The sequence below is a fragment of the Enterobacter sp. Taxon_8 genome (assembly GCF_058354585.1).
On sequence record NZ_CM177989.1, the window covers coordinates 4,172,352 to 4,198,304 of the forward strand.

The 25,953-nt window shown below is 53.9% G+C and carries 22 protein-coding genes, 3 tRNA genes and 3 rRNA genes; 12 read left to right on the forward strand and 16 right to left on the reverse strand.

Annotation, left to right across the window (positions count from 1 at the left end):
* Positions 1–72 precede the first annotated feature (72 nt).
* Together blaACT and AC4IBF_RS19865 are read left to right on the forward strand one after the other, a co-directional pair.
* The gene (blaACT, locus tag AC4IBF_RS19860; protein WP_133293618.1) at positions 73–1,218 is read left to right on the forward strand and encodes an ACT family cephalosporin-hydrolyzing class C beta-lactamase; all 1,146 of its coding nucleotides are present in this window, start codon (positions 73–75) and stop codon (positions 1,216–1,218) included.
* A 131-nt stretch (positions 1,219–1,349) separates the two neighbouring features.
* Positions 1,350–1,880, forward strand: a complete 531-nt coding sequence (locus tag AC4IBF_RS19865) for a lipocalin family protein (protein WP_045909551.1) — start codon at positions 1,350–1,352, stop codon at positions 1,878–1,880.
* Here the strand turns inward: AC4IBF_RS19865 and sugE are convergent.
* On the reverse strand, positions 1,877–2,194 hold the full coding sequence (gene sugE / locus AC4IBF_RS19870) for a quaternary ammonium compound efflux SMR transporter SugE (protein ID WP_008502938.1): 318 nt from the start codon (positions 2,192–2,194) through the stop codon (positions 1,877–1,879). The two genes, AC4IBF_RS19865 and sugE, sit on opposite strands and share 4 nt — an antisense overlap.
* A 261-nt stretch (positions 2,195–2,455) precedes the next feature.
* On the opposite strand from sugE, the gene AC4IBF_RS19875 reads away from it, so the two are divergent.
* Complete coding sequence (locus tag AC4IBF_RS19875) at positions 2,456–3,055, forward strand: helix-turn-helix transcriptional regulator (protein ID WP_115876639.1); 600 nt, start codon at positions 2,456–2,458, stop codon at positions 3,053–3,055.
* A 35-nt stretch (positions 3,056–3,090) separates the two neighbouring features.
* On the opposite strand, the gene ecnB is transcribed toward AC4IBF_RS19875, so the two are convergent.
* From ecnB to efp, 3 genes are all read right to left on the reverse strand, one after another.
* Positions 3,091–3,237, reverse strand: a complete 147-nt coding sequence (gene ecnB, locus AC4IBF_RS19880) for a lipoprotein toxin entericidin B (RefSeq protein WP_003025482.1) — start codon at positions 3,235–3,237, stop codon at positions 3,091–3,093.
* 108 nt (positions 3,238–3,345) lie between these two features.
* Entirely contained in the window at positions 3,346–3,477 is a 132-nt protein-coding gene (locus tag AC4IBF_RS19885; RefSeq protein ID WP_024907352.1) for an entericidin A/B family lipoprotein, read from the reverse strand.
* A 58-nt stretch (positions 3,478–3,535) separates the two neighbouring features.
* Positions 3,536–4,102 carry an elongation factor P gene (gene efp / locus AC4IBF_RS19890; protein ID WP_008502940.1) on the reverse strand — a complete coding sequence of 189 codons (567 nt, stop codon included), beginning with the start codon at positions 4,100–4,102 and terminating at the stop codon, positions 3,536–3,538.
* A gap of 40 nt (positions 4,103–4,142) precedes the next feature.
* On the opposite strand from efp, the gene epmB reads away from it, so the two are divergent.
* The gene (gene epmB, locus AC4IBF_RS19895) at positions 4,143–5,171 is read left to right on the forward strand and encodes an EF-P beta-lysylation protein EpmB (protein WP_111965409.1); all 1,029 of its coding nucleotides are present in this window, start codon (positions 4,143–4,145) and stop codon (positions 5,169–5,171) included.
* 47 nt (positions 5,172–5,218) lie between these two features.
* Here the strand turns inward: epmB and AC4IBF_RS19900 are convergent, their stop codons facing one another.
* The 3 genes from AC4IBF_RS19900 to AC4IBF_RS19910 all read right to left on the reverse strand — a co-directional run bounded on the left by AC4IBF_RS19900 (position 5,219) and on the right by AC4IBF_RS19910 (position 7,675).
* On the reverse strand, positions 5,219–5,572 hold the full coding sequence (locus AC4IBF_RS19900) for a DUF4156 domain-containing protein (protein WP_023310115.1): 354 nt from the start codon (positions 5,570–5,572) through the stop codon (positions 5,219–5,221).
* Positions 5,573–5,706: 134 nt separating this feature from the next.
* A complete protein-coding gene (gene groL, locus AC4IBF_RS19905; protein ID WP_023310114.1) occupies positions 5,707–7,350 on the reverse strand; it encodes a chaperonin GroEL in 1,644 nt (547 codons plus the stop codon).
* A 31-nt stretch (positions 7,351–7,381) separates the two neighbouring features.
* Positions 7,382–7,675: a co-chaperone GroES gene (locus AC4IBF_RS19910; RefSeq protein ID WP_003855929.1), complete on the reverse strand. Its 294-nt coding sequence runs from the start codon at positions 7,673–7,675 to the stop codon at positions 7,382–7,384.
* Positions 7,676–7,854: 179 nt separating this feature from the next.
* Here AC4IBF_RS19910 and yjeH point away from each other — a divergent pair, with 179 nt between their 5' ends.
* Positions 7,855–9,105: an L-methionine/branched-chain amino acid transporter gene (yjeH, locus tag AC4IBF_RS19915; RefSeq protein ID WP_115876641.1), complete on the forward strand. Its 1,251-nt coding sequence runs from the start codon at positions 7,855–7,857 to the stop codon at positions 9,103–9,105.
* A 24-nt stretch (positions 9,106–9,129) separates the two neighbouring features.
* On the opposite strand, the gene AC4IBF_RS19920 is transcribed toward yjeH, so the two are convergent.
* Positions 9,130–9,594, reverse strand: a complete 465-nt coding sequence (locus AC4IBF_RS19920; protein ID WP_023616652.1) for an FxsA family protein — start codon at positions 9,592–9,594, stop codon at positions 9,130–9,132.
* Positions 9,595–9,928: 334 nt separating this feature from the next.
* Here AC4IBF_RS19920 and aspA point away from each other — a divergent pair, with 334 nt between their 5' ends.
* The 5 genes from aspA (at position 9,929) to AC4IBF_RS19945 (ending at position 15,511) form a co-directional block, all read left to right on the forward strand.
* Positions 9,929–11,365, forward strand: coding sequence for an aspartate ammonia-lyase (aspA, locus tag AC4IBF_RS19925; protein ID WP_003855923.1), 1,437 nt, complete (start codon positions 9,929–9,931; stop codon positions 11,363–11,365).
* A 115-nt stretch (positions 11,366–11,480) separates the two neighbouring features.
* The gene (locus AC4IBF_RS19930; protein ID WP_024907357.1) at positions 11,481–12,782 is read left to right on the forward strand and encodes an anaerobic C4-dicarboxylate transporter; all 1,302 of its coding nucleotides are present in this window, start codon (positions 11,481–11,483) and stop codon (positions 12,780–12,782) included.
* A 113-nt stretch (positions 12,783–12,895) separates the two neighbouring features.
* The gene (cutA, locus tag AC4IBF_RS19935) at positions 12,896–13,219 is read left to right on the forward strand and encodes a divalent cation tolerance protein CutA (protein WP_111965412.1); all 324 of its coding nucleotides are present in this window, start codon (positions 12,896–12,898) and stop codon (positions 13,217–13,219) included.
* A complete protein-coding gene (locus AC4IBF_RS19940) occupies positions 13,195–14,886 on the forward strand; it encodes a protein-disulfide reductase DsbD (RefSeq protein WP_252093323.1) in 1,692 nt (563 codons plus the stop codon). Before cutA ends, AC4IBF_RS19940 begins: the two co-directional genes overlap by 25 nt.
* A 49-nt stretch (positions 14,887–14,935) precedes the next feature.
* A complete protein-coding gene (locus AC4IBF_RS19945; protein ID WP_248175599.1) occupies positions 14,936–15,511 on the forward strand; it encodes a transcriptional regulator in 576 nt (191 codons plus the stop codon).
* Here AC4IBF_RS19945 and AC4IBF_RS19950 read toward each other — a convergent pair.
* Together AC4IBF_RS19950 and AC4IBF_RS19955 are read right to left on the reverse strand one after the other, a co-directional pair.
* On the reverse strand, positions 15,508–16,098 hold the full coding sequence (locus AC4IBF_RS19950; protein WP_248175597.1) for a LysE family translocator: 591 nt from the start codon (positions 16,096–16,098) through the stop codon (positions 15,508–15,510). The genes AC4IBF_RS19945 and AC4IBF_RS19950 overlap by 4 nt on opposite strands.
* 37 nt (positions 16,099–16,135) lie before the next feature.
* Complete coding sequence (locus tag AC4IBF_RS19955) at positions 16,136–16,981, reverse strand: AraC family transcriptional regulator (protein WP_133293614.1); 846 nt, start codon at positions 16,979–16,981, stop codon at positions 16,136–16,138.
* A gap of 170 nt (positions 16,982–17,151) precedes the next feature.
* On the opposite strand from AC4IBF_RS19955, the gene AC4IBF_RS19960 reads away from it, so the two are divergent.
* Positions 17,152–17,227: transfer RNA gene (locus tag AC4IBF_RS19960), tRNA-Phe, on the forward strand.
* Between the two features lie 235 nt (positions 17,228–17,462).
* On the opposite strand, the gene rrf is transcribed toward AC4IBF_RS19960, so the two are convergent.
* The 5 genes from rrf to AC4IBF_RS19985 all read right to left on the reverse strand — a co-directional run bounded on the left by rrf (position 17,463) and on the right by AC4IBF_RS19985 (position 22,598).
* Positions 17,463–17,578: ribosomal RNA gene (gene rrf / locus AC4IBF_RS19965) — 5S ribosomal RNA — on the reverse strand.
* A gap of 72 nt (positions 17,579–17,650) precedes the next feature.
* Positions 17,651–20,555: ribosomal RNA gene (locus tag AC4IBF_RS19970) — 23S ribosomal RNA — on the reverse strand.
* 171 nt (positions 20,556–20,726) lie between these two features.
* Positions 20,727–20,802, reverse strand: a tRNA-Ala gene (locus AC4IBF_RS19975).
* A gap of 107 nt (positions 20,803–20,909) precedes the next feature.
* Positions 20,910–20,986: transfer RNA gene (locus AC4IBF_RS19980), tRNA-Ile, on the reverse strand.
* Between the two features lie 70 nt (positions 20,987–21,056).
* A 16S ribosomal RNA gene (locus AC4IBF_RS19985) occupies positions 21,057–22,598 on the reverse strand.
* Together the 16S, 23S and 5S rRNA genes with 2 tRNA genes alongside form the textbook arrangement of a ribosomal RNA operon.
* Positions 22,599–23,092: 494 nt before the next feature.
* Between AC4IBF_RS19985 and AC4IBF_RS19990 the strand changes: the two genes are divergently transcribed.
* Positions 23,093–24,046 (forward strand): nickel/cobalt transporter, encoded by a 954-nt coding sequence (locus AC4IBF_RS19990; protein WP_458727088.1) that lies wholly within the window; start codon positions 23,093–23,095, stop codon positions 24,044–24,046.
* Between the two features lie 33 nt (positions 24,047–24,079).
* Here the strand turns inward: AC4IBF_RS19990 and proP are convergent, their stop codons facing one another.
* Positions 24,080–25,582 (reverse strand): glycine betaine/L-proline transporter ProP, encoded by a 1,503-nt coding sequence (proP, locus tag AC4IBF_RS19995; protein ID WP_023334221.1) that lies wholly within the window; start codon positions 25,580–25,582, stop codon positions 24,080–24,082.
* Positions 25,583–25,953 lie beyond the last annotated feature (371 nt).

The following is a 25,953-nucleotide window of genomic DNA, read 5'->3' on the forward strand; positions in this document are numbered from 1 at the left end:
TCAAATCTCACAGACTACAGCGGTCTGACGGGCCCGGACACTCCCTTGAACTGCTATTACGGAAGATAACTAATGATGAAAAAAACCCTAAGCTGTGCCCTGCTGCTCAGCGTTGCCAGCACTGCATTCGCCGCACCGATGTCCGAAAAACAGCTGGCTGAGGTGGTGGAACGTACCGTTACGCCGCTGATGAACGCGCAGGCCATTCCGGGTATGGCGGTGGCGGTGATTTATCAGGGTCAGCCGCACTACTTTACCTTCGGTAAAGCTGATGTTGCAGCGAACAAACCCGTCACCCCGCAAACCTTGTTCGAGCTGGGTTCGATAAGTAAAACCTTCACCGGCGTATTGGGTGGCGATGCGATTGCGCGCGGTGAAATAACGCTGGGCGATCCGGTGACCAGATACTGGCCTGAGCTCACGGGCAAGCAGTGGCAGGGCATTCGCATGCTGGATCTGGCAACCTATACCGCAGGCGGTCTGCCGTTGCAGGTGCCGGATGAGGTCACGGATACCGCCTCCCTGCTGCGCTTTTATCAAAACTGGCAGCCAAAATGGAAGCCGGGCACCACGCGTCTTTACGCTAACACCAGCATCGGTCTTTTTGGCGCGCTGGCGGTCAAACCCTCCGGCATGAGCTATGAGCAGGCCATGACGACGCGGGTCTTTAAGCCGCTCAAGCTGGACCATACCTGGATTAACGTCCCGAAAGCGGAAGAGGCGCATTACGCCTGGGGATACCGTGACGGTAAAGCGGTCCACGTTTCGCCAGGGATGCTGGACGCGGAAGCCTATGGCGTAAAAACCAACGTGCAGGATATGGCAAGCTGGGTGATGGTCAACATGATGCCGGACTCCCTTCAGGATTCCCCACTTAAGCACGGTATTGCCCTGGCACAGTCTCGCTACTGGCGCGTGGGAGCCATGTATCAAGGATTGGGCTGGGAAATGCTGAACTGGCCGGTCGACGCCCAAACGGTGGTCGGGGGCAGCGACAATAAGGTGGCGCTGGCGCCGTTGCCTGCAAGAGAAGTGAATCCACCGGCACCACCGGTTAAGGCCTCCTGGGTCCATAAAACGGGCTCTACCGGCGGATTTGGCAGCTACGTGGCATTTATTCCTGAAAAGCAGCTCGGCATTGTGATGCTGGCGAATAAAAGCTATCCGAACCCGGCACGCGTTGAGGCGGCATACCGTATCCTCGACGCGCTGCAGTAAAACATTGCCGGGTGGCGGCTTCGCTTTACCCGGCCTACAAAATCCACGGTGTGCGGCGAAATACCCCGCACACTCTTCCGCATTTTTCCTGCTGTCATCTACACTTAACAAAAAACAGTAAGGAAACTCCTATGCGCATTCTGCCTGTTATCGCCGCGGTGACAGCCGCGTTTTTAGTGGTTGCCTGCAGTTCTCCTACCCCACCGCCTGGCGTTACGGTCGTCACGCCTTTTGATGCACAACGCTTCCTTGGAACATGGTATGAAATCGCACGCCTCGACCATCGGTTTGAGCAGGGCTTAGAGAAGGTCACTGCGAATTACAGTCCGATGGATGATGGCGGTATTCAGGTGATCAACCGGGGCTATAATCCCGATCGTGAGATGTGGCAGCAGTCGGTTGGGAAAGCGTACTTCACTGGCGACCCGCGGCGGGCCGCGCTCAAGGTCTCTTTCTTTGGCCCGTTTTATGGCGGCTATAACGTGATCGCGCTCGACAGAGAGTACCGTCACGCGCTGGTCTGCGGGCCGGATCGCGACTACCTGTGGATACTCTCCCGCACGCCAACTCTTTCACCCGAAATGAAGCAGCAGATGCTGGACGTCGCGACCCGGCAAGGGTTTGATGTGTCAAAACTTATCTGGGTAAAACAACCCCATTAGTGAGTGCTGAGCTTAAGCCCAACGATCCCGGCCACAATCAACGCGAGGCTGGCAATACGCGCCAGACTCGCTGACTCGCCAAGCAGCAGAATGCCGGTGATGGCAGCTCCCACCGCGCCAATACCCGTCCAGACGGCATAAGCCGTTCCCACAGGCAGAGAGCGCATCGCCCAGGATAACAGAACGATACTGACGATCATGGCGGTAACGGTTATGACGCTGGGCGTCAGGCGGGTAAATCCGTGGGTGTACTTGAGACCAATCGCCCACACCACTTCGAGCAGACCGGCAATAAAAAGAATGATCCAGGACATTTCAGGCTCCTTAACTTAATAGAAGTTGGGGCCGTCCCCGGTGAAAGAAACGCTTACGGGTCGTCCCGTAAGGCAGAGATTACGCCCCATATTTTGGTTAGCGTGCTATTTTTTTTCAATCTTTTTTTGCTGAACACGTTAAGGCAAGAAATAGCCGCAGTATGGCGCGTAGTTCCGGCATTTAGCACTCATCCGACTTCTCTATGATGATGTGCTTTCTGATGGCAGGAAGCCAAACCACTAGCCGACTGCGAATAAAATATGTTCAAAATTCTCTTGATTGACCGTTGTCACTTTACCCGCACGGGGTTTGAAGCATGGCTCAATCATTCCGGTTTGTTCCCGGGACACTACGTTGTGACCGGGCTGAATAATCTGTTCCTTGCCAGGGAGCACATTCTGCAATGGAAACCCACGCTGGTTATCGCCGATTTGTACGGCTTCAGGCAGGATATTCATCATTTTCAGCAGCTCTCGTCTTTGCTCAACGCCAGTGAACGCTTACCGTTTATTTTGCTGCAATCGGGAGAGGACAACGGCATGACAGACTGGCTCGGACACTTCCCGGTGTGGTCGTCGCTGTTGAAAAACGCCAGTCTCGAAGAAGTGGCAACGACTATAAATGATGCATTAACCTCGCGCTCATGCGCTGAAAGGCCCACGGCAGCCGCCCCCTTGCTGACCCGGCAGGAAGAGAAAGTGCTTACATTATGGATGGACGGCGCGAGCAATCAAAAGATTGCTGCCCACCTGAGTATCAACGGAAAAACGGTCTATACCTATAAACGCAATATCCGCATGAAATTGCATATGGATACGCGTTTTTCTCCGTTCTTATCCCTGCAGGAATCAAAAAGCTGACGGTACGAAACGGCTGGTCTCGTACCGTGTGTTAATTACTGCTGAGCTTTAGTTGCCGCACCAGAGATTGCGCTACCACCTTCAGAAATATCCTGACCAACGCCACGCGTGGTATTACAGGCTGTTAATACTGAAGAAAGTACCAGGACTGAAAAGATCGCTGCAATTGTCTTCTTAACCATAATATCTTCCTTTTATAGCCAAAGTTGTTTTGTGTATAGCAACTTAAGGATAGACAAGATCCCGCCGGATGACGGAAAAGGAAGCATTTTTAGGAAAATTAGACGAACTTAGCTGGCGGCGTGAGAAATGATATGACCGAGATCCTGGATATCTTGTCCCATTCCACGGGTGGTGTTACAGCCGGAAAGCAATGCACTGGAAAGCGCTAACAGAAGCAGAATTTTAACGGTACGTTTCATCATCCCTGCCTGCAAAAATCAGGCGCAGCGGGCGCTGCGCCTTCAATCATGACGTAAATTACTTCACGCGGGACACGTATTCGCCGGAGCGGGTATCCACTTTGATCACTTCGCCAGTCTGTACGAACAGTGGAACTTTAACCACTGCGCCGGTAGACAGTTTGGCTGGTTTACCGCCGGTACCTGCGGTATCACCTTTCAGACCTGGATCGGTTTCAACGATTTCCAGTTCTACGAAGTTTGGTGGGGTCACAGCGATAGGCTGACCGTTCCACAGGGTTACGATGCACTCAGCCTGGTCCAGCAGCCATTTAGCGCTATCACCTACCGCTTTCTCATCAGCAGACAGCTGTTCGAAAGTGGAGTTGTTCATGAAATGCCAGAACTCGCCATCGTTGTACAGATAGGTCAGGTTCATATCAACAACATCAGCGCCTTCAGCGGAGTCAGTAGACTTGAAGGTTTTCTCAACACGGGTACCGGTCAGCAGACGGCGCAGCTTAACGCGTGCGAATGCCTGGCCTTTACCTGGTTTAACGAATTCGCTGGCTTCAACCGCGTACGGTTCGCCGTCCATCATGATTTTAAGACCAGCACGAAAATCGTTGCTATAGTACGTTGCCATAAGGCCCTCTAAATTTGTTAACTGGTAGCTAAGCCACAAAATGGCGCATATTGTAACCCTAAACACCCCGTCCAGAGAAGATTGGTTATCGCAACTTGCCGATGTAATCACCAGTCCTGATGAATTGCTGCGTCTTTTAGACCTCGATCAGCACCCAGAGTTGCTTGCTGGCCGCGAGGCAAAGCGCCTTTTCGCCCTGCGCGTTCCCCGTGCGTTTGTGGCGCGGATGGAGAAAGGCAACCCCGACGATCCGCTATTAAAACAAACACTTACTTCGCAGGATGAGTTTATCACCGCGCCGGGATACAGCACCGATCCGCTGGAAGAGCAGAACAGCGTGGTGCCTGGTTTACTGCACAAATATCTCAACCGTGCCCTGCTGCTGGTAAAGGGCGGCTGCGCGGTAAATTGTCGTTATTGCTTCCGTCGGCACTTCCCATATGCCGAAAACCAGGGCAATAAACGCAACTGGCAGGTCGCGCTGGACTATATTGCCGCCCACTCAGAGCTGGATGAGATTATTTTTTCCGGAGGCGATCCGCTGATGGCAAAAGATCACGAGCTGGACTGGCTGCTGACACAGCTGGAAGCCATCCCGCACATTAAACGTCTGCGCATTCATAGCCGTTTGCCGATTGTTATTCCCGCGCGGATCACCGACGGACTGGTGTCACGCCTGGAGCAGTCAAGATTGCAGGTGCTGCTGGTGAACCATATCAACCACGGGAACGAAATTGACGATGATTTTCGCGCGGCGATGGCGCGTCTGCGTAAAGCGGGCGTAACGCTGCTGAACCAGAGCGTGCTGCTGCGCGGCGTGAATGACAGCGCCCGCGTGCTGGCTGACCTGAGCAATGCCCTGTTTGATGCGGGCGTGATGCCCTATTACCTGCACGTGCTGGATCGCGTTCAGGGCGCGGCCCATTTCATGGTGACGGATGAAGAAGCCCGGCAGATTATGCGCGAACTGTTAACGCTGGTTTCAGGCTATATGGTGCCGAAGCTGGCACGGGAGATTGGCGGAGAGCCGAGCAAGACGCCGCTGGACTTGCAGCTGCGGCAGCACTAGTTTCCCCTCACCCTAACCCTCTCCCACAGGGAGAGGGAAAAAGGGAATCAGTTCGGGCACTTGTAGACCTGGCCGTTCATCTGGCTGGCGGTCGGCACGAAGCTGGACAGCATACTCTGCGTTGGGCTGCTCACGCCGTAAATGACGTTACCGCCCATTGCCGCAGCCTGGTTACGCAGGGCATTCGCCGCACCGCGCATCGAGCCACCTTCTTCGCCATGCTGACCTGACATCCAGTTGCTTTGCTCACCGGTTGCCGTGCCTAACAGCTGGCATTCACTGCCAGGCTTATCTTCCACAAAGCGAACGCCCTGGCCCGCTGCCGACAGCTCATTGCTGGAGCTACAACCCGCCAGCAGCAATGCTGCCCCTACAATCCCTGCACAGACTTTTACGCGCATGTTATTCCTCGTTTTCAATAAGCTGGACAGTAGTTGTCCGTGTGTAAATCTTATACCTAAAAGATGACCAAAAGAAAAACCCCCGAGCATTTCTGCCCGGGGGTTTTTCACATTCTACGACGTAGAGCGCACGATTACATCATGCCGCCCATACCGCCCATGCCGCCCATACCAGCAGCACCTAAGTCAGGCGCATCGCCTTTAGGCAGGTCGGTCACCATGCATTCGGTGGTGATCATCAGACCAGCAACAGAGGCCGCATACTGCAGAGCAGAACGGGTCACTTTAGTTGGATCCAGGATACCGAAGTCGATCATGTTGCCGTATTCTTCAGTTGCTGCGTTGTAACCGTAGTTACCTTCGCCCGCTTTCACGTTGTTCGCAACCACAGATGGCTCTTCACCGGCGTTAGAAACGATCTGACGCAGAGGGGCTTCCATTGCGCGCAGCGCAACTTTGATGCCCACGTTCTGGTCTTCGTTCTGAGCGGTCAGGCCAGCCAGTTTAGCGGCAACACGCACCAGCGCGACACCACCACCAGCAACCACGCCTTCTTCTACCGCAGCACGGGTCGCGTGCAGAGCATCGTCAACGCGTGCTTTTTTCTCTTTCATTTCAACTTCGGTAGCAGCACCGACTTTGATTACCGCAACGCCGCCGGCCAGTTTCGCTACGCGCTCCTGCAGTTTTTCACGGTCGTAATCGGAAGTCGCTTCTTCGATCTGCTTACGGATCTGACCAACGCGGCCCTGAATAGCGGCTTCTTCACCCACGCCATCGATGATGGTGGTGGTGTCTTTGTTGATCACAACGCGTTTCGCCTGGCCCAGGTCTTCCAGGGTCGCTTTTTCCAGCTCCATACCGATCTCTTCAGAGATCACGGTACCGCCAGTCAGGGTAGCGATATCCTGCAGCATCGCTTTACGGCGATCGCCGAAGCCAGGTGCTTTAACCGCAGCCACTTTCACGATGCCGCGCATGGTGTTAACCACCAGGGTCGCCAGCGCTTCGCCTTCAACGTCTTCAGCGATGATAACCAGAGGCTTGCCTGCTTTCGCAACGGCTTCCAGTACTGGCAGCATTTCGCGGATGTTGGAGATTTTCTTATCAGCCAGCAGGATGAACGGGCTTTCCAGCTCAACAGCGCCAGTTTCTGGCTTGTTGATGAAGTATGGGGACAGGTAACCGCGGTCGAACTGCATACCTTCAACCACGTCCAGTTCGTCTTCCAGACCGGTACCGTCTTCAACGGTGATTACGCCTTCTTTACCGACTTTGTCCATCGCTTCAGCGATCAGTTTACCTACGGTTTCGTCGGAGTTAGCGGAGATAGTACCAACCTGAGCAATGGCTTTAGAGTCAGAGCACGGCACGGACAGCGCCTTCAGTTCTTCAACAGCGGAGGCGACAGCTTTGTCGATACCACGTTTCAGATCCATTGGGTTCATGCCCGCAGCAACGGCTTTCAGACCTTCGGTGATGATCGCCTGCGCCAGAACGGTCGCGGTGGTGGTACCGTCACCTGCAGCGTCGTTCGCTTTAGAGGCAACTTCTTTCACCATCTGCGCACCCATGTTTTCGAACTTGTCTTCCAGCTCGATTTCACGTGCTACAGAAACACCATCTTTGGTGATGGTTGGCGCGCCGAAGGATTTATCCAGCACTACGTTGCGGCCTTTCGGGCCCAGGGTCACTTTAACTGCATCTGCCAGTACGTTTACGCCGCGGAGCATTTTTACACGAGCGTCGTTACCGAATTTTACGTCTTTAGCTGCCATGTTCTTATTTCCTCAAATTCTCGTGCGTAAATTACGCTTCAACAATTGCCAGAATGTCGCTCTCGGACATGATCAACACTTCTTCATTGTCGATCTTCTCGGATTTCACGCCGTAGCCATCGTTGAAAATTACGATGTCACCAACTTTAACGTCCAGCGGCTGCACAGTTCCGTTTTCCAGGATGCGGCCCTTACCGACAGCGATGATTTCGCCACGCGTTGATTTGGCTGCTGCAGAACCGGTCAGAACGATGCCGCCAGCAGACTTGGTTTCAACTTCTTTACGTTTGACGATCACACGATCATGTAACGGACGAATACTCATTGATAGCTCTCCTTTGAGAAAGTCATTATCAGTTATGGATGACGCCGGCCCGCATGCGGTTTTCCGACTAGTGCCCTGAGAGATGGGGATAGCTTTTTACCCCTTCAAGGGGGAGTTGAAAAAAAAATTTGCGAAAGTGTTACCATCGCCTCTCTTTTGCTACTGGCAGGGCGATGTCAATGAGTGGACTCAAGCAGGAGTTGGGACTGGCGCAGGGCGTCGGACTGCTCTCAACCTCCTTGTTAGGTACGGGTGTGTTTGCCGTACCCGCACTGGCGGCGCTGGTGGCTGGAAATAACAGCCTGTGGGCGTGGCCGGCGCTGATTGTATTGGTTTTCCCGATAGCCATTGTGTTTGCCATCCTGGGGCGGCATTTCCCCAGCGCGGGCGGCGTGGCGCACTTTGTCGGACTGGCCTTTGGCCCGCGGCTGCAGCGTGTAACCGGCTGGCTGTTTCTCTCCGTCATTCCGGTTGGCCTTCCTGCGGCGTTGCATATTGCGACCGGATTTGGTCAGGCGCTGTTTGGCTGGCATAACGAGCAGCTGTTGCTGGCCGAGCTGGGTACGCTGGCAATCGTCTGGTGGGTGGGCTCTCGCGGCGCCAGCTCGAGCGCCAACCTGCAGACGCTGGTTGCGGTGCTGATTGTCGCGCTCGTTGTCGCTATCTGGTGGGCGGGCGATATCACCATCAAGGAAATTCCCTTCCCTGCGCTGACAGACGTCGACCATTCACAGCTTTTCGCCGCGCTCTCCGTCATGTTCTGGTGTTTTGTCGGCCTGGAAGCCTTTGCCCATCTGGCCTCTGAATTTAAGCAGCCTGAGCGTGATTTCCCCCGCGCCCTGATGATAGGCCTGCTGCTGGCTGGCACGGTCTATTGGGCGTGTACCGTGCTGGTCTTACACTTCCACGCGTTCGGAGCGGATCTCGCCGCCGCGGCATCGCTGCCGGGTATCGTGGTTGATCTGTTTGGTGTGAAGGCACTGTGGATAGCCTGCGTCATCGGCTATCTGGCCTGTTTTGCCAGCCTCAACATTTATATCCAGAGCTTTGCCCGTCTGGTATGGTCGCAGGCGCTCTACAAACCCGAGAATCGTCTCGCGCGCCTGTCTAAACGCCAGCTTCCGCTGAATGCCCTGAATGCCGTACTGGGCTGCTGCGTGGTGAGCACGCTCTGTATTTACGCACTGAAGATTAATCTGGACGCGCTCATCGTCTACGCCAACGGCATTTTCATCATGATCTACCTGTTGTGCATGCTGGCGGGATGCCGTTTGCTAAAAGGTCGCTATAAAGCTCTGGCGGTCGTCGGGGGTGTGCTTTGCCTGCTGCTGCTGGCGATGGTGGGCTGGAAGAGTTTGTACGCAATTGTCATGCTGGCAGGGCTGTGGGTGTTTTTGCCGAGGCGCGGTGCGCTCCCGGAGGCCCGGTAAGCGAAGCGCCACCGGGCAAAAACATTACCGATCGTCTTTATGGTCTAAACGGTCGTGCTGTTCATCCTTACGCTGATACTCCCCTTCGAAGGTATCGCCCGGTCCGGTGCTAAATCCGCCCCCCGGCATTCGGCTAAAGCGCAGATGCGGCAGCAGCTTCATGGTCAGGTGTTTTTGCACCGGCGGCAGAAGCAGCAGCAGGCCGAGGAAGTCAGTGAAGAACCCCGGCAGGATCAGCAGCAGCCCCGCAATAATCAACGACACGCTTTTGATCATCTCTTCCGCCGGGCTTTCCCCTGCGGCCATCTTCTGCTGCATTATCAGGAAATTTTTGAAACCCTGATTACGCACCAGCGACATGCCGATGACGGAGGTGAAAATCACAAGAATCAGCGTCAGCAGGACGCCCAGCACATGGGCAACCTGAATAAAAATGGAAATCTCAATGTAAACATAGAGGAAGAAAGCAATAAACGGTATCCAGCGCACTGGCATCTCCTGTATGGCAAGGGCCATCGGCCCCTGTCTGAATGTGTTCGCGACGCGCGTTTGTATGAAATGGTGACGGTTAGCGAAAATTCAATCAGTTTGCACGGATATTTTTTTTGGAAATTTTAAAGCGGTGACCCATTTCACAGATTAATAATTATCATGGAATCGGCTCGATAATAAGTGATCCAGCTTACGGCAATTCGCTATCATCAGCATATGATCTCGAGCATCTGGCTGATTGAGGGAATAATCGTCGGCCAGAAAATATTCAAAACCACATAAATACTGTGTGTTTAGTACAATCCATCGGCAGCTTGAAAAGAAGGTTCACATGTTAAACAACATTCGTATCGAAGAAGACTTGTTGGGTACCAGGGAAGTTCCAGCGGATGCCTACTACGGTGTCCACACTCTGAGAGCGATTGAAAACTTCTACATCAGCAACAGCAAAATCAGCGACATCCCTGAGTTTGTCCGTGGCATGGTGATGGTGAAGAAAGCCGCAGCACTGGCCAACAAAGAGCTGCAAACCATTCCTAAAAGCGCGGCAAATGCGATTATCGCAGCCTGCGATGAAGTGCTGAACAACGGCAAATGCATGGACCAGTTCCCGGTTGACGTCTATCAGGGCGGCGCGGGCACCTCCGTCAACATGAATACTAACGAAGTACTGGCAAACATTGGCCTGGAGCTGATGGGTCACCAGAAAGGTGAATACCAGTACCTGAACCCGAACGACCACGTCAACAAATGCCAGTCCACCAACGACGCCTACCCAACCGGCTTCCGAATTGCGGTGTATGCCTCCGTGGTGAAACTGGTGGATGCGATTAACCAGCTGGGCGATGGCTTCCAGCGTAAAGCGGTTGAGTTCCAGGACATTCTGAAAATGGGTCGTACCCAGCTGCAGGATGCGGTGCCGATGACCCTCGGTCAGGAATTCCACGCGTTTAACGTACTGCTGAACGAAGAGACCAAAAACCTGCTGCGTACCTCCGAGCTGCTGCTGGAAGTGAACCTGGGCGCCACCGCTATCGGTACGCGTCTGAACACCCCGGATGGCTATCAGCAACTGGCGGTACAGAAGCTGGCTGAAGTGTCCAACCTGCCGGTTGTGCCTGCAGAAGACCTGATTGAAGCGACCTCCGACTGCGGCGCCTACGTCATGGTACACAGCGCGCTGAAACGTCTGGCGGTGAAACTGTCCAAAATCTGTAACGACCTGCGCCTGCTCTCTTCCGGTCCGCGCGCTGGCCTGAATGAAATCAACCTGCCAGAACTGCAGGCGGGTTCATCCATCATGCCGGCCAAAGTGAACCCGGTGGTGCCAGAAGTGGTGAACCAGGTTTGCTTCAAAGTCATCGGTAACGATACGACCGTGACCATGGCCTCTGAAGCGGGTCAGCTGCAGCTGAACGTGATGGAGCCGGTGATTGGCCAGGCGATGTTTGAATCTATCCACATCCTGACGAACGCCTGCTACAACCTGCTGGAAAAATGCATTAACGGCATCACGGCGAATAAAGAAGTCTGTGAAGGTTATGTCTACAACTCCATCGGGATCGTCACCTACCTCAACCCGTTCATCGGTCACCACAACGGCGACATCGTCGGTAAGATTTGTGCCGAAACCGGTAAGAGCGTACGTGAAGTAGTACTGGAGCGCGGGCTGTTGACCGAAGCCGAGCTGGACGATATCTTCTCGGCCCAAAACCTGATGCACCCGGCATATAAAGCGAAACGATATACCGATGAAAGCGAACAGTAACCGTTCAGGCTAGGCTTCTTAAGGCACGTCACTTGTGACGTGCCTTTTTTCTTTTTAGGCGTTACCAAAATACAACAATTCAATATCAACTTGTTAATAAGCAAGGCAGGTCCTTATGTTTGGAGCAGAACTCGTCATCGTCTTGTTGGCGATTTATTTGGGAGCACGACTCGGGGGTATCGGCATCGGTTTTGCCGGCGGTCTTGGAGTGCTCGTTCTTACCCTTATCTTTCAGATTAAACCCGGCGCTATACCGTTCGACGTTATCGAAATCATCATGGCTGTTATTGCCGCTATTGCCGCCATGCAGGTGGCAGGCGGTATGGACTACCTGGTAAGCCTGGCGGAGCGTATGCTGCGCCGCCATCCAAAATACATTACCTTCCTTGCTCCGCTGGTGACATGGTTTATGACCATTCTCGCCGGTACTGGCCACACCGCTTTCTCCACGTTACCGGTGATTACCGAAGTGGCGAAAGAACAGGGTATCCGTCCGTCGCGTCCGCTCTCCATTGCGGTCGTCGCGTCCCAGATCGCCATTACCGCTTCACCGATTTCCGCGGCGGTGGTCTTCTTCGCCGGTATCCTTGAGCCGATGGGCGTGAGCTACCTGACGCTGCTGGCGATCTGTATCCCGGTGACGCTGATCGCGGTGATGATTACCGCCGTGCTGTGTAACTTCCTCGGCGCTGAACTGAAAGACGATCCGGTTTATCAGGAGCGTCTGGCAAAAGGTGAAGTGAGCCTGCGCGGCAGTCAGGTTTTCGAACTGAAGCCACACGCGAAACGCTCCGTGCTGCTGTTCCTGATTGGTATCGTTGCCGTCATGTTCTACGCGACCGCCATCAGCGATACCGTAGGTCTGATCCAGAACCCGGTTCTGCCGCGTAACGAAGCGATTGTGGTGTTTATGCTGACCATCGCCACGCTGATTAGCATCACCTGTAAAATTGATACCAGCGAAGTGCTGAACGCCAGCACCTTTAAATCCGGTATGAGCGCCTGCGTGTGCGTGCTGGGTGTGGCGTGGCTCGGTGATACTTTCGTGAAAGCGCACATTAGCGACATTCAGACCGTGGCCGGGGACCTGCTGCACAACTATCCATGGCTGCTGGCGGTCGTGCTGTTCTTTGCTGCGACCCTGCTTTACTCTCAGGCCGCGACCACCAAAGCGCTGATGCCTGCGGCACTGATGCTGGGCGTAACGCCGTTGACCGCCATCGCCTCGTTTGCTGCTGTCTCCGCCCTGTTCGTGCTGCCTACCTACCCAACTCTGCTGGCGGCTGTAGAGATGGATGACACCGGCTCAACCCGTATCGGTAAGTATGTGTTTAACCATGCGTTCCTGATCCCGGGCGTGGTCGCCATTTCACTTTGCGTGATCCTCGGCTTTATCATCGGTGGCGTGGTGCTGTAAACCGCTCCCGGTTGTAAAAATAGTTAAAATCGGGCCGCTCTGCGGCCCGTTTCATTAATGACCAACCGCCTTGCGTGATATAGTTAAACCTTTCGTGATGAGGAGGTCGACTTGTGAACACGCCTGATGCTGTTGTCGTACTTTGTACCGCCCCTGATGAAGCCTCTGCCCAGGATCTCGCCGCTAAAGTGCTGGCCGAAAAACTGGCAGCCTGCGTTACGCTCCTCCCCGGTGCCACCTCTCTTTACTATTGGGAAGGTAAGCTGGAGCAAGAGTACGAGGTCCAGATGTTGCTCAAAACCAATCTGGCAAATCAGCAGGCACTCCTGGACTGCCTCAAATCTCATCATCCTTACCAAACCCCGGAGCTGCTGGTGGTGCCAGTGGTTCATGGCGATAACGACTATCTCTCATGGCTCAACGCTTCCTTACGCTGATTCTGCTGCTGTGCAGCACATCAGTATTTGCCGGGTTATTTGACGCGCCCGGCCGTTCGAACTTCATCCCTGCCGACCAGGCGTTTGTTTTCGATTTTCAGCAAAACCAGCATGACCTTACGCTCAACTGGCAGGTGAAAGAGGGCTATTACCTCTATCGCAAGCAGGTGAGCATTACGCCTGCTCAGGCCAGCGTGGGCGCATTACAGATGCCCGCTGGCGAGTGGCATGAAGATGAGTTTTACGGCAAAAGCGAGATCTATCGCCAGCGCCTGAACGTGCCTGTTACGGTGAATCAGGCGGATAAAGGCGCGACGCTGACGGTGACCTATCAGGGGTGCGCGGATGCCGGATTCTGCTATCCGCCGGAAACGAAGGTTGTTCCGCTCAGCGAAGTGAAAGCGGCTGCTGCAGTTTCCCCTCTCCCCTCGGACGAGAAGAGCGAAGACCGCGCAGACCTTCCATTCTCGGCGCTCTGGGCCTTCCTGATTGGGATTGGCATTGCCTTTACACCCTGCGTGCTGCCCATGTATCCGCTCATCTCTGGCATCGTGCTGGGCGGCAAACAGCGCCTTTCCACAGCCCGCGCGCTGCTGCTGGCCTTAATTTACGTGCAGGGTATGGCATTGACCTACACGGCCCTTGGACTTGTGGTTGCCGCTGCCGGGTTACAGTTCCAGGCTGCACTGCAGCATCCTTATGTGCTGATTGGCCTGTCGGCGATATTTATCCTGCTGGCGCTGTCGATGTTTGGCCTGTTCACGCTGCAGTTGCCCTCCTCGCTGCAAACCCGCTTAACGCTGATGAGTAATCGCCAGCAGGGTGGTTCGGCAGGCGGCGTGTTCGCAATGGGTGCCATTGCCGGGCTGATTTGTTCCCCTTGCACCACCGCGCCGCTTAGCGCCATCCTGCTCTATATCGCCCAGAGCGGAAACATGTGGCTCGGCGGCGGAACGTTGTACCTGTATGCCCTGGGCATGGGTCTGCCGCTGATTCTGGTCACGGTTTTCGGCAATCGACTGCTGCCGAAGAGCGGCCCGTGGATGGAAACGGTGAAAACCGCATTTGGCTTTGTCATTCTGGCGCTGCCGGTGTTCCTGCTGGAGCGTATCATCGGTGACGTCTGGGGTATGCGCCTGTGGGCAATGCTCGGGGTAGCGTTCTTTACCTGGGCGTTTATCGTCAGCCTGGGGGCGAAAAAAGCGTGGATGCGTCTGGTACAAATCCTGCTGCTGGCTGCCGCGCTGGTAAGCGTGCGTCCTCTTCAGGACTGGGCGTTCGGCTCGCCGGTCGGCCAGACGCAGGCGCATTTGAACTTCATCCAGATTAAGAACGTTGATGAGCTCAGCAGCGCGCTCGTACAGGCAAAAGGCAAACCGGTGATGCTCGATCTCTATGCCGACTGGTGCGTCGCCTGCAAAGAGTTTGAAAAATACACCTTTAGCGATCCACAGGTGCAAAATGCCCTGAAAGAGACTGTTCTGCTCCAGGCAAACGTGACAGCCAACAAAGCCCAGGATAAGGCTCTGCTGAAGCAGCTTAACGTCCTCGGACTGCCAACCATTCTTTTCTTCAATCAACAGGGCCAGGAGCAGCCAGAAAAGCGTGTAACCGGGTTTATGGATGCAGCGGCATTTAGCGCGCATTTGCGCAATCGCCAACCGTAAACAACACTTTAAACGGGACAAACCGTTGGGAATAGCGGAGGAGATAACCGTGCAACGTGAAGACGTACTGGGACAAGCCCTGCAATTACTTGAGATTCAAGGGATCGCCAGCACCACGCTTGAGATGGTAGCCGACCGTATCGATTACCCCCTGGATGAGCTTAAGCGCTTCTGGCCGGATAAAGAGGCGCTACTCTATGATGCCCTGCGCTATCTCAGCCAGCAGGTTGATATCTGGCGCAGGCAGCTGATGCTGAATGAAGAACTGACTGCGGAGCAGAAGCTGCTGGCGCGCTATACCGCCCTGACGGAATGTGTCAGCAACAACCGGTACCCGGGTTGTCTGTTTATCGCCGCCTGCACTTATTTTCCCGACCCTGGGCATCCTATCCACCAGTTAGCAGATCAGCAAAAACGGGCGGCTCATGACTTCACCCATGAGCTGTTAACCACCCTGGAAGTCGACGATCCGGCGATGGTGGCGAAGCAGATGGAACTGGTGCTGGAAGGTTGCCTCAGCCGCATGCTGGTAAACCGTAGCCAGGCCGATGTGGATACAGCGCACCGCCTGGCGGAAGATATTCTGCGCTTTGCTCGGTGCCGTATGGGCGGGGCACTGACCTAAGCCAGCATGCCAGCCCAGGCAGAGACGATAAGACACAGCGCCATCAGGCGTTGAAACCGCACCATCGCTACGGTGGTGCGAAAAATTCGGTTCACCGCTTTACCCAGCCACGCCCAGCACATCAAACAGGCTATTGAGATCAGCAGAAACCATAGCGCCATTAGCGCAATATCCCGCAATGCCTGATCGCCAGCAGGCGCAAACAGACTGACGACGGCCAGCGCCATCATCCAGGTTTTAGGGTTCACGATCTGCAGCAGTGCAGCCGCCTTAGCGGTAAATTGGATATGGTTCTCAGCGCAGAGACGAGCGGCCGGGGCGCGAAACAGCTGCCAGCTCATCCAGCTTAGCCACAGCACGCCTGTCCAGCTCATGAGCTGACGTATTAGAGGATACTGACGCAGCACTTCCCCTGCGCCGGCGCCTGATATCAGCACAATCGCACTGGCCGCGATACACCCGCCCAGAATAGCTGGTACGGTATTTTTAACGCCAAAGCGCTGGCTGTTCGTCAGCACCAGAATATTGGTTGGCCCCGGCGTAATGGAGGCGACAAAGGCGAACAACAGAAAGGGTATCAAACTCACAGGTGGCTCCTTTTTTATTAGAGCCATGAATGTGCCGCTATTTTTTGGAAACGTCTGGAAGGTTTGTGCACAACCTGCGGTAGTGTGCAGGAGAGATACGGTAAGCCCGCTGAAACCAGCGCCCCAGATGGCTTTGATCGGCAAATCCCACTGCGGCAGCCACATCAACAGGCTGGTCGCCACACGCAAGCAGCTGTCGGGCCTTTGCCAGACGCAGTTGAATAAGCCATGCGTGAGGCGCCAGGTTGAACTCGCGCTTAAAACAGCGCGTCAGGGTGAAGCGATCGGTGCCCGTCTCGCGCGCAAGGTCTGATAGCCCTACGTTCTCGCCGATATGAGCATAGAGATAGTCGCGCGCACGGTACGCCACGGCAGCACTTTGTAACTGCGACGGCAGCTTTTTACGCCAGTGGCAATGGGCGGTGATCCGGGAGAGCAGATTATCCATTGCGCTCTGCTGAACGATCTTCAACTCATTATTATGCAGGGTGGAAAATGTCTCGCCGATAGCGCGCACCAGCTGCGGCTCCCGCGTCAGCGTTTGGGCAAAGTGGAGTGAATAACTCCCGGGAGTAGATTCGTAAAGCCCCTGTAGCGCACGGATAAGCCAGCGCTCATCAAGATAGAAGGTCAGATAGGTAAAACCACCCTCTACAGGCGCATCTCCGTCGTGGATTTCACCAGGCTCGAGGAGGAAAGCGTCGCCCGGCTGGCTGCGATGACGCTCACGGCGGCAGTGAAACTGCTGCGTGCCGGAGAGGGTTATCCCTACCAGGTAGCTATCGTGCCAGTGCGGATCAAATGCATGCCCTTCGAAATGCGCTTTAATCGTCTCAATACCCGTATCTGCATGCTGACGCAGTTCAAGCCAGTCATTCACCATTACTGCCCTCCTCTTACTATCAGCATTGCCGTATTACACTGGTTCTGTCTGGAAGATTTGTGCATTTTCGCGGCGAAAGCGGACAGATTGCCGTAAACTTAAGCAGTTGAACAGCTTTTCCCGAAATAATGTTGACGATAGCGCGTGATTGCGGTTTAATGCGCTCCGTTGCCCGGATAGCTCAGTCGGTAGAGCAGGGGATTGAAAATCCCCGTGTCCTTGGTTCGATTCCGAGTCCGGGCACCACTATTTAAAGAACCCAGCCTATGGCTGGGTTTTTGCTTTTCTGCGTTTATAAATCCCTTCTTTGTATTCTTGTTTCTCTTTGTCGTGGGATCGTGCGGTCTGTATTGCCAATTTGCAGCTTTGCCTTATCGGGCCTACTAAACCCGTAGATCCGGCAAGCGCAGCGACACCGTTTTTTTCTGAGCACAAAGCAAAAAACCCCGCACCTTTCGGTACGGGGTTCTTCTATTTTGATGCCTGGCAGTTCCCTACTCTCACATGGGGAGACCCCACACTACCATCGGCGCTACGGCGTTTCACTTCTGAGTTCGGCATGGGGTCAGGTGGGACCACCGCGCTAAAGCCGCCAGGCAAATTCTGTTAATCTGTATCAGGCTGAAATTTGATTGTTCTGTCTCTTCGCCAAAACACCTTCGGCGTTGTAAGGTTAAGCCTCACGGTTCATTAGTATCGGTTAGCTCAACGCATCGCTGCGCTTACACACCCGACCTATCAACGTCGTCGTCTTCAACGTTCCTTCAGGACCCTTAAAGGGTCAGGGAGAACTCATCTCGGGGCAAGTTTCGTGCTTAGATGCTTTCAGCACTTATCTTTTCCGCATTTAGCTACCGGGCAGTGCCATTGGCATGACAACCCGAACACCAGTGATGCGTCCACTCCGGTCCTCTCGTACTAGGAGCAGCCCCCCTCAATTCTCCAGCGCCCACGGCAGATAGGGACCGAACTGTCTCACGACGTTCTAAACCCAGCTCGCGTACCACTTTAAATGGCGAACAGCCATACCCTTGGGACCTACTTCAGCCCCAGGATGTGATGAGCCGACATCGAGGTGCCAAACACCGCCGTCGATATGAACTCTTGGGCGGTATCAGCCTGTTATCCCCGGAGTACCTTTTATCCGTTGAGCGATGGCCCTTCCATTCAGAACCACCGGATCACTATGACCTGCTTTCGCACCTGCTCGAGCCGTCACTCTCGCAGTCAAGCTAGCTTATGCCATTGCACTAACCTCCTGATGTCCGACCAGGATTAGCTAACCTTCGTGCTCCTCCGTTACTCTTTGGGAGGAGACCGCCCCAGTCAAACTACCCACCAGACACTGTCCGCAACCCGGATTACGGGTCTACGTTAGAACACCAGCCATTAAAGGGTGGTATTTCAAGGACGGCTCCACGCAGACTGGCGTCCACGCTTCAAAGCCTCCCACCTATCCTACACATCAAGGACCAGTGTTCAGTGTCAAGCTATAGTAAAGGTTCACGGGGTCTTTCCGTCTTGCCGCGGGTACACTGCATCTTCACAGCGAGTTCAATTTCACTGAGTCTCGGGTGGAGACAGCCTGGCCATCATTACGCCATTCGTGCAGGTCGGAACTTACCCGACAAGGAATTTCGCTACCTTAGGACCGTTATAGTTACGGCCGCCGTTTACCGGGGCTTCGATCAAGAGCTTCGCGTTGCCGCTAACCCCATCAATTAACCTTCCGGCACCGGGCAGGCGTCACACCGTATACGTCCACTTTCGTGTTTGCACAGTGCTGTGTTTTTAATAAACAGTTGCAGCCAGCTGGTATCTTCGACTGATTTCAGCTCCACCCGCAGGGGCTTCACCTACATATCAGCGTGCCTTCTCCCGAAGTTACGGCACCATTTTGCCTAGTTCCTTCACCCGAGTTCTCTCAAGCGCCTTGGTATTCTCTACCTGACCACCTGTGTCGGTTTGGGGTACGATTTCGTGTTACCTGATGCTTAGAGGCTTTTCCTGGAAGCAGGGCATTTGTTACTTCAGCACCGTAGTGCCTCGTCATCACACCTCAGCGTTAAAAGGTACCGGATTTACCTGGAACCTCCGCCTACATGCTTAAACCGGGACAACCGTCGCCCGGCTAACATAGCCTTCTCCGTCCCCCCTTCGCAGTAACACCAAGTACAGGAATATTAACCTGTTTCCCATCGACTACGCCTTTCGGCCTCGCCTTAGGGGTCGACTCACCCTGCCCCGATTAACGTTGGACAGGAACCCTTGGTCTTCCGGCGAGCGGGCTTTTCACCCGCTTTATCGTTACTTATGTCAGCATTCGCACTTCTGATACCTCCAGCATGCCTCACAGCACACCTTCAACGGCTTACAGAACGCTCCCCTACCCAACAACGCATAAGCGTCGCTGCCGCAGCTTCGGTGCATGGTTTAGCCCCGTTACATCTTCCGCGCAGGCCGACTCGACCAGTGAGCTATTACGCTTTCTTTAAATGATGGCTGCTTCTAAGCCAACATCCTGGCTGTCTGTGCCTTCCCACATCGTTTCCCACTTAACCATGACTTTGGGACCTTAGCTGGCGGTCTGGGTTGTTTCCCTCTTCACGACGGACGTTAGCACCCGCCGTGTGTCTCCCGTGATAACATTCTTCGGTATTCGTAGTTTGCATCGGGTTGGTAAGCCGGGATGGCCCCCTAGCCGAAACAGTGCTCTACCCCCGAAGATGAGTTCACGAGGCGCTACCTAAATAGCTTTCGGGGAGAACCAGCTATCTCCCGGTTTGATTGGCCTTTCACCCCCAGCCACAAGTCATCCGCTAATTTTTCAACATTAGTCGGTTCGGTCCTCCAGTTAGTGTTACCCAACCTTCAACCTGCCCATGGCTAGATCACCGGGTTTCGGGTCTATACCCTGCAACTTAACGCCCAGTTAAGACTCGGTTTCCCTTCGGCTCCCCTATACGGTTAACCTTGCTACAGAATATAAGTCGCTGACCCATTATACAAAAGGTACGCAGTCACACCACGAAGGTGCTCCCACTGCTTGTACGTACACGGTTTCAGGTTCTTTTTCACTCCCCTCGCCGGGGTTCTTTTCGCCTTTCCCTCACGGTACTGGTTCACTATCGGTCAGTCAGGAGTATTTAGCCTTGGAGGATGGTCCCCCCATATTCAGACAGGATACCACGTGTCCCGCCCTACTCTTCGAGTTCACAGCCTGTGTGCTTTCGTGTACGGGACTGTCACCCTGTACCGTGCGACTTTCCAGACGCTTCCACTAACACACAAGCTGATTCAGACTCTGGGCTGCTCCCCGTTCGCTCGCCGCTACTGGGGGAATCTCGGTTGATTTCTTTTCCTCGGGGTACTTAGATGTTTCAGTTCCCCCGGTTCGCCTCGTTAACCTATGTATTCAGTTAACGATAGTGCAACGAATTGCACTGGGTTTCCCCATTCGGACATCGCCGGGTCAAAGGTTCATATCACCTCGCCGGCGCTTTTCGCAGATTAGCACGTCCTTCATCGCCTCTGACTGCCAGGGCATCCACCGTGTACGCTTAGTCGCTTAACCTCACAACCCGAAGATGTTTCACTTCATGATTGCGAAAATTTGAGAGACTCGAACACACCTTAAAGATGTGTCGTTTCAATTTTCAGCTTGATCCAGATTTTTAAAGAGCAAAACTTCGCAGTGCACCTTTTCAGGTTCACTCTGAAGTTTTCTTGTGTTTGCAGTAAAAGATGGTGGAGCTATGCGGGATCGAACCGCAGACCTCCTGCGTGCAAAGCAGGCGCTCTCCCAGCTGAGCTATAGCCCCATCGTTTTGCAATCTCTGTACCGGTAATTTTTCCTGAGACAAGGCGTGGTAACGCGAAGCATACATCAGTATGTGAGCGTTGCCGCAACGCAGTATCAGGGAAAATTTGGTAGGCCTGAGTGGACTTGAACCACCGACCTCACCCTTATCAGGGGTGCGCTCTAACCACCTGAGCTACAAGCCTGCAGAGATTTTTACTGCTGTTTTTTCATCAGACAATCTGTGTGAGCACTGCAAAGGCAGGTTCTTTAAGGTAAGGAGGTGATCCAACCGCAGGTTCCCCTACGGTTACCTTGTTACGACTTCACCCCAGTCATGAATCACAAAGTGGTAAGCGCCCTCCCGAAGGTTAAGCTACCTACTTCTTTTGCAACCCACTCCCATGGTGTGACGGGCGGTGTGTACAAGGCCCGGGAACGTATTCACCGTAGCATTCTGATCTACGATTACTAGCGATTCCGACTTCATGGAGTCGAGTTGCAGACTCCAATCCGGACTACGACGCACTTTATGAGGTCCGCTTGCTCTCGCGAGGTCGCTTCTCTTTGTATGCGCCATTGTAGCACGTGTGTAGCCCTACTCGTAAGGGCCATGATGACTTGACGTCATCCCCACCTTCCTCCAGTTTATCACTGGCAGTCTCCTTTGAGTTCCCGGCCTAACCGCTGGCAACAAAGGATAAGGGTTGCGCTCGTTGCGGGACTTAACCCAACATTTCACAACACGAGCTGACGACAGCCATGCAGCACCTGTCTCAGAGTTCCCGAAGGCACCAATCCATCTCTGGAAAGTTCTCTGGATGTCAAGAGTAGGTAAGGTTCTTCGCGTTGCATCGAATTAAACCACATGCTCCACCGCTTGTGCGGGCCCCCGTCAATTCATTTGAGTTTTAACCTTGCGGCCGTACTCCCCAGGCGGTCGACTTAACGCGTTAGCTCCGGAAGCCACGCCTCAAGGGCACAACCTCCAAGTCGACATCGTTTACGGCGTGGACTACCAGGGTATCTAATCCTGTTTGCTCCCCACGCTTTCGCACCTGAGCGTCAGTCTTTGTCCAGGGGGCCGCCTTCGCCACCGGTATTCCTCCAGATCTCTACGCATTTCACCGCTACACCTGGAATTCTACCCCCCTCTACAAGACTCTAGCCTGCCAGTTTCGAATGCAGTTCCCAGGTTGAGCCCGGGGATTTCACATCCGACTTGACAGACCGCCTGCGTGCGCTTTACGCCCAGTAATTCCGATTAACGCTTGCACCCTCCGTATTACCGCGGCTGCTGGCACGGAGTTAGCCGGTGCTTCTTCTGCGGGTAACGTCAATCGCTGAGGTTATTAACCTCAACGCCTTCCTCCCCGCTGAAAGTACTTTACAACCCGAAGGCCTTCTTCATACACGCGGCATGGCTGCATCAGGCTTGCGCCCATTGTGCAATATTCCCCACTGCTGCCTCCCGTAGGAGTCTGGACCGTGTCTCAGTTCCAGTGTGGCTGGTCATCCTCTCAGACCAGCTAGGGATCGTCGCCTAGGTGAGCCATTACCCCACCTACTAGCTAATCCCATCTGGGCACATCTGATGGCAAGAGGCCCGAAGGTCCCCCTCTTTGGTCTTGCGACGTTATGCGGTATTAGCTACCGTTTCCAGTAGTTATCCCCCTCCATCAGGCAGTTTCCCAGACATTACTCACCCGTCCGCCGCTCGCCGGCAAAGTAGCAAGCTACTTTCCGCTGCCGCTCGACTTGCATGTGTTAGGCCTGCCGCCAGCGTTCAATCTGAGCCATGATCAAACTCTTCAATTTAAGTTTGATGCTCGTGAATTAAACTTCGTAATGAATTACGCATGTTCACTCAGAGACTTGGTATTCATTTTTCGTCCGAGGACGTTAAGAATCCATGTCACTTTGAGTGCCCACACAGATTGTCTGATAAATTGTTAAAGAGCAGTGCAACGCGGCTTTTGCTCACCGTTGCGAGGTGGCGTATATTACGCTTTCCTCTTTCAGAGTCAACCCGTTATTTCAGGATTTTTTCTCTTCAACCGACCGGGCTGTCTGTGAAGTGATTCACATCCGCCGTGTCGATGGAGGCGCATTATAGGGAGTTCCCGAACGACCGCAACCGAAAAGTTGCAAAAAAATGACTGACTGCTGCATTCCCCAGCAAAACCCCGCCTTATACCCTTTTATGCACAAAGTTATCCACAATCATGCACGGTTCCCGACGCGATCCCACGAATTGAGCGGTAAGATCAACTATACTAGCGGCAAATACTCTCCTCTGTGCAGGCCGCATCATGACCACACAACGCCTCACCCGTGACTGGCGTCTCCCTACCGCTGGGTTGATGCTTCTGGTAATTCTCTTTGCCGGTTTTACCCTGCATACGCACTGGAACGCCTTTATCCAGTGGTGTCTTGCCACACAAATTACCCTGCACCGTTATCTGGTGATGTATCTGCTGCAGCTTAATAATCACCAGTACAGCGGAGGATTATGGCTGTTAACGGGGGCTTTCCTTTATGGTGTCCTTCACGCCATCGGACCCGGGCACGGAAAATTCATTGTGACAACCTATCTGACTACCAATAAGGAAAGCGAGCTGGCCACCCGGGTCGTTCCCTTCCTGGGCAGCCTGATGCAGGGCGTCAGCGCCATTCTGTTTGTCTTTATTCTGGCGGTAGGATTTAACCTCGCCTCAGGGGATATTAGTACCAGCCGCTGGTATGTGGAGAAGATCAGCGCAGTGCTTATTGGCGCATTCGGCGCATTTGTCATTTACCAGGCGCTGAAAAGTCTGCGTCCGCGCAGAATGTCTGTCTCTGCAATTAAGCCACTTCATCAGCACGGCGAACACTGTGGCTGCAGCCATCACGGCGTAGGTACAGACCTGACGCAGGGCGACTGGAAAACCCGTCTGGGCGTGATTCTGGCGATTGGCGCACGCCCATGCAGCGGGGCGATCATGATTCTGATGTTTTCGAACGCGCTGGGCATTGTCACCTGGGGGGTGGCCGCAGTCATGACCATGTCTCTGGGCACCGCCCTCTCTATTGTGGGGCTGTCCCTGGCTGTAAGGTACGCCCGCGAACGCACGGTGACCTGGTTCGGAGAAAGCGCCTCATTAAGATGGCTGGTACCGGCAGTCAAAATAGCCGGAGGGATAGTCCTGATCCTGTTCGCGACAGTGCTGTTCCTGACGGTGATCCCCATCAGTGCCAATGGCGACTACATCGCTGCCGGATGCTAATAAAAGAAAACCCGCCGTTGGCGGGTTTATTTATTACTCGTTGATGCGTGGATGCTGATCCACCAGTCGGGATCGTTTTTTCTGCAGCTCTTCAATCTCGGCGTCAATATCCTCAATCTTCTGCTCTACATTATCGTAGTGCTCACGCAGGATCTCTTTCGCTTCCTGGATATCCGATGCCGCAGGCGTTGCGCCTTTCAGAGGACGATTTGCCGTCTCCTTCATGGTAATACCGGTAATCAAACCAATCACCGCGATCACCATCAGGTAATAAGCAGGCATCATCAGGTTCTGTGTGCTCTCCACCAGCGAGGCGGCAAGCGTTGGGGTCAGACCGGCAATCAGCACCGAGATGTTAAAGGCTGCGGCCAGCGCGCTGTAGCGAATGTGGGTCGGGAACATTGCGGGCAGCGTTGAGGCCATCACCCCGATAAAGCAGTTAAGGATCACCGCCAGCATCAGCAGACCGGCAAAAATCAGCCCCAGCACATCACTGTTAATAAGAATAAATGCCGGGATTGCCAGAGCAAACAGCGCAACGCTTCCCAGAATAATGAACGGTCGACGACCAAAACGGTCGCTCAACAGGCCCATAATCGGTTGCACAAACAGCATACCCACCATGATGGCGATAATAATCAGCACACCGTGATCTTCCGAATAGTGCAGGTTATGCGACAGATAGCTCGGCATGTAGGTCAACAGCATGTAGTAGGTCACGTTGGTCGAAATCACCAGACCAATACAGGTCAGCAGGCTGCGCCAGTGCTTAGTGGCAATCTCTTTGAACGATACCTTAGGACCATCCTGCAGCCCTTCGCGGTCACCCTGCTCCAGTTTATCGACGTGCTGCTGGAAGGCAGGCGTCTCTTCCAGCGCATGACGCAGGTAGAGGCCAATAATCCCCAGCGGCAATGCCAGGAAGAACGGAATACGCCAGCCCCAGTCGAGGAAGTTATCTTCACCCACCACGGTTGAAATCAACACCACGACGCCCGCCCCCAGGACAAACCCGGCAATCGAGCCGAAGTCCAGCCAGCTTCCCATAAAACCGCGCTTACGGTCCGGGGAATACTCGGCAACGAAGATCGAGGCACCGGTATATTCACCGCCTACGGAGAAGCCCTGGGCCATCTTACAAATCAGCAGGAGAATGGGTGCCCAAATGCCGATGGTGGCGTAAGACGGTATAAGGCCAATACAGAATGTACTGATCGACATAATAACGATGGTGATAGCAAGGATCTTCTGGCGACCATATTTATCGCCGAGCATACCGAAGAACAGACCGCCCAGCGGGCGAATCAGGAAGGGAACGGAGAACGTACCCAGTGCGGCAATCATCTGCAGGCTGGGATCGGCCCCGGGGAAAAACACTTTACCTAACGCATAGGCCACAAAACCGTAGACACCAAAATCGAACCATTCCATCGCATTACCGAGCGAGGCTGCGGTAATCGCTTTACGCAGCTTTGCGTCATCAATAATGGTGACGTCGCGAAGCGTGATGGGTTTAATCTTTTTCCTTCTCAGCATAGCTATCCTCGTTGACTCGGCCCTGTCTGTTTCACAGTCCAGTATGCGTTCTGTGAACCATGGGATCCGCTCCATGCGAATCGCCTTATTCAAGCGTAGCAGGTTTACTTACATTGACGTTTTACATCGATACAACCGAACCTGTTGACGCCTGCCTGGGCAGTTAATGACCTTTTTACCCTACCAGCGTTTATATTTGTGATCAACTTCACATATATTTTTGCGTCTGGTCAACTCAGTCCAATTTTTGTCAAGGAATGCCAATAAGCACTTCCTTACCCTCCCCAAAAGAACATCCTCACGCGCGTTTTTATTTCTTTCGTAACAGAAAAACAAACCACGTTAATTCACATCAACTTTACATAAATTTT

What these genes read in the sequence shown, in the direction of transcription:
- blaACT (WP_133293618.1), top strand. Translation starts at nt 73, where the DNA reads ATGATGAAAAAAACCCTAAGCTGTGCCCTGCTGCTCAGCGTTGCCAGC.
- AC4IBF_RS19865 (WP_045909551.1), top strand. Translation starts at nt 1,350, where the DNA reads ATGCGCATTCTGCCTGTTATCGCCGCGGTGACAGCCGCGTTTTTAGTG.
- sugE (WP_008502938.1), bottom strand. Translation starts at nt 2,194, where the DNA reads ATGTCCTGGATCATTCTTTTTATTGCCGGTCTGCTCGAAGTGGTGTGG.
- AC4IBF_RS19875 (WP_115876639.1), top strand. Translation starts at nt 2,456, where the DNA reads ATGTTCAAAATTCTCTTGATTGACCGTTGTCACTTTACCCGCACGGGG.
- ecnB (WP_003025482.1), bottom strand. Translation starts at nt 3,237, where the DNA reads ATGGTTAAGAAGACAATTGCAGCGATCTTTTCAGTCCTGGTACTTTCT.
- AC4IBF_RS19885 (WP_024907352.1), bottom strand. Translation starts at nt 3,477, where the DNA reads ATGAAACGTACCGTTAAAATTCTGCTTCTGTTAGCGCTTTCCAGTGCA.
- efp (WP_008502940.1), bottom strand. Translation starts at nt 4,102, where the DNA reads ATGGCAACGTACTATAGCAACGATTTTCGTGCTGGTCTTAAAATCATG.
- epmB (WP_111965409.1), top strand. Translation starts at nt 4,143, where the DNA reads ATGGCGCATATTGTAACCCTAAACACCCCGTCCAGAGAAGATTGGTTA.
- AC4IBF_RS19900 (WP_023310115.1), bottom strand. Translation starts at nt 5,572, where the DNA reads ATGCGCGTAAAAGTCTGTGCAGGGATTGTAGGGGCAGCATTGCTGCTG.
- groL (WP_023310114.1), bottom strand. Translation starts at nt 7,350, where the DNA reads ATGGCAGCTAAAGACGTAAAATTCGGTAACGACGCTCGTGTAAAAATG.
- AC4IBF_RS19910 (WP_003855929.1), bottom strand. Translation starts at nt 7,675, where the DNA reads ATGAGTATTCGTCCGTTACATGATCGTGTGATCGTCAAACGTAAAGAA.
- yjeH (WP_115876641.1), top strand. Translation starts at nt 7,855, where the DNA reads ATGAGTGGACTCAAGCAGGAGTTGGGACTGGCGCAGGGCGTCGGACTG.
- aspA (WP_003855923.1), top strand. Translation starts at nt 9,929, where the DNA reads ATGTTAAACAACATTCGTATCGAAGAAGACTTGTTGGGTACCAGGGAA.
- AC4IBF_RS19930 (WP_024907357.1), top strand. Translation starts at nt 11,481, where the DNA reads ATGTTTGGAGCAGAACTCGTCATCGTCTTGTTGGCGATTTATTTGGGA.
- AC4IBF_RS19940 (WP_252093323.1), top strand. Translation starts at nt 13,195, where the DNA reads ATGGCTCAACGCTTCCTTACGCTGATTCTGCTGCTGTGCAGCACATCA.
- AC4IBF_RS19955 (WP_133293614.1), bottom strand. Translation starts at nt 16,981, where the DNA reads ATGGTGAATGACTGGCTTGAACTGCGTCAGCATGCAGATACGGGTATT.
- AC4IBF_RS19990 (WP_458727088.1), top strand. Translation starts at nt 23,093, where the DNA reads ATGACCACACAACGCCTCACCCGTGACTGGCGTCTCCCTACCGCTGGG.
- proP (WP_023334221.1), bottom strand. Translation starts at nt 25,582, where the DNA reads ATGCTGAGAAGGAAAAAGATTAAACCCATCACGCTTCGCGACGTCACC.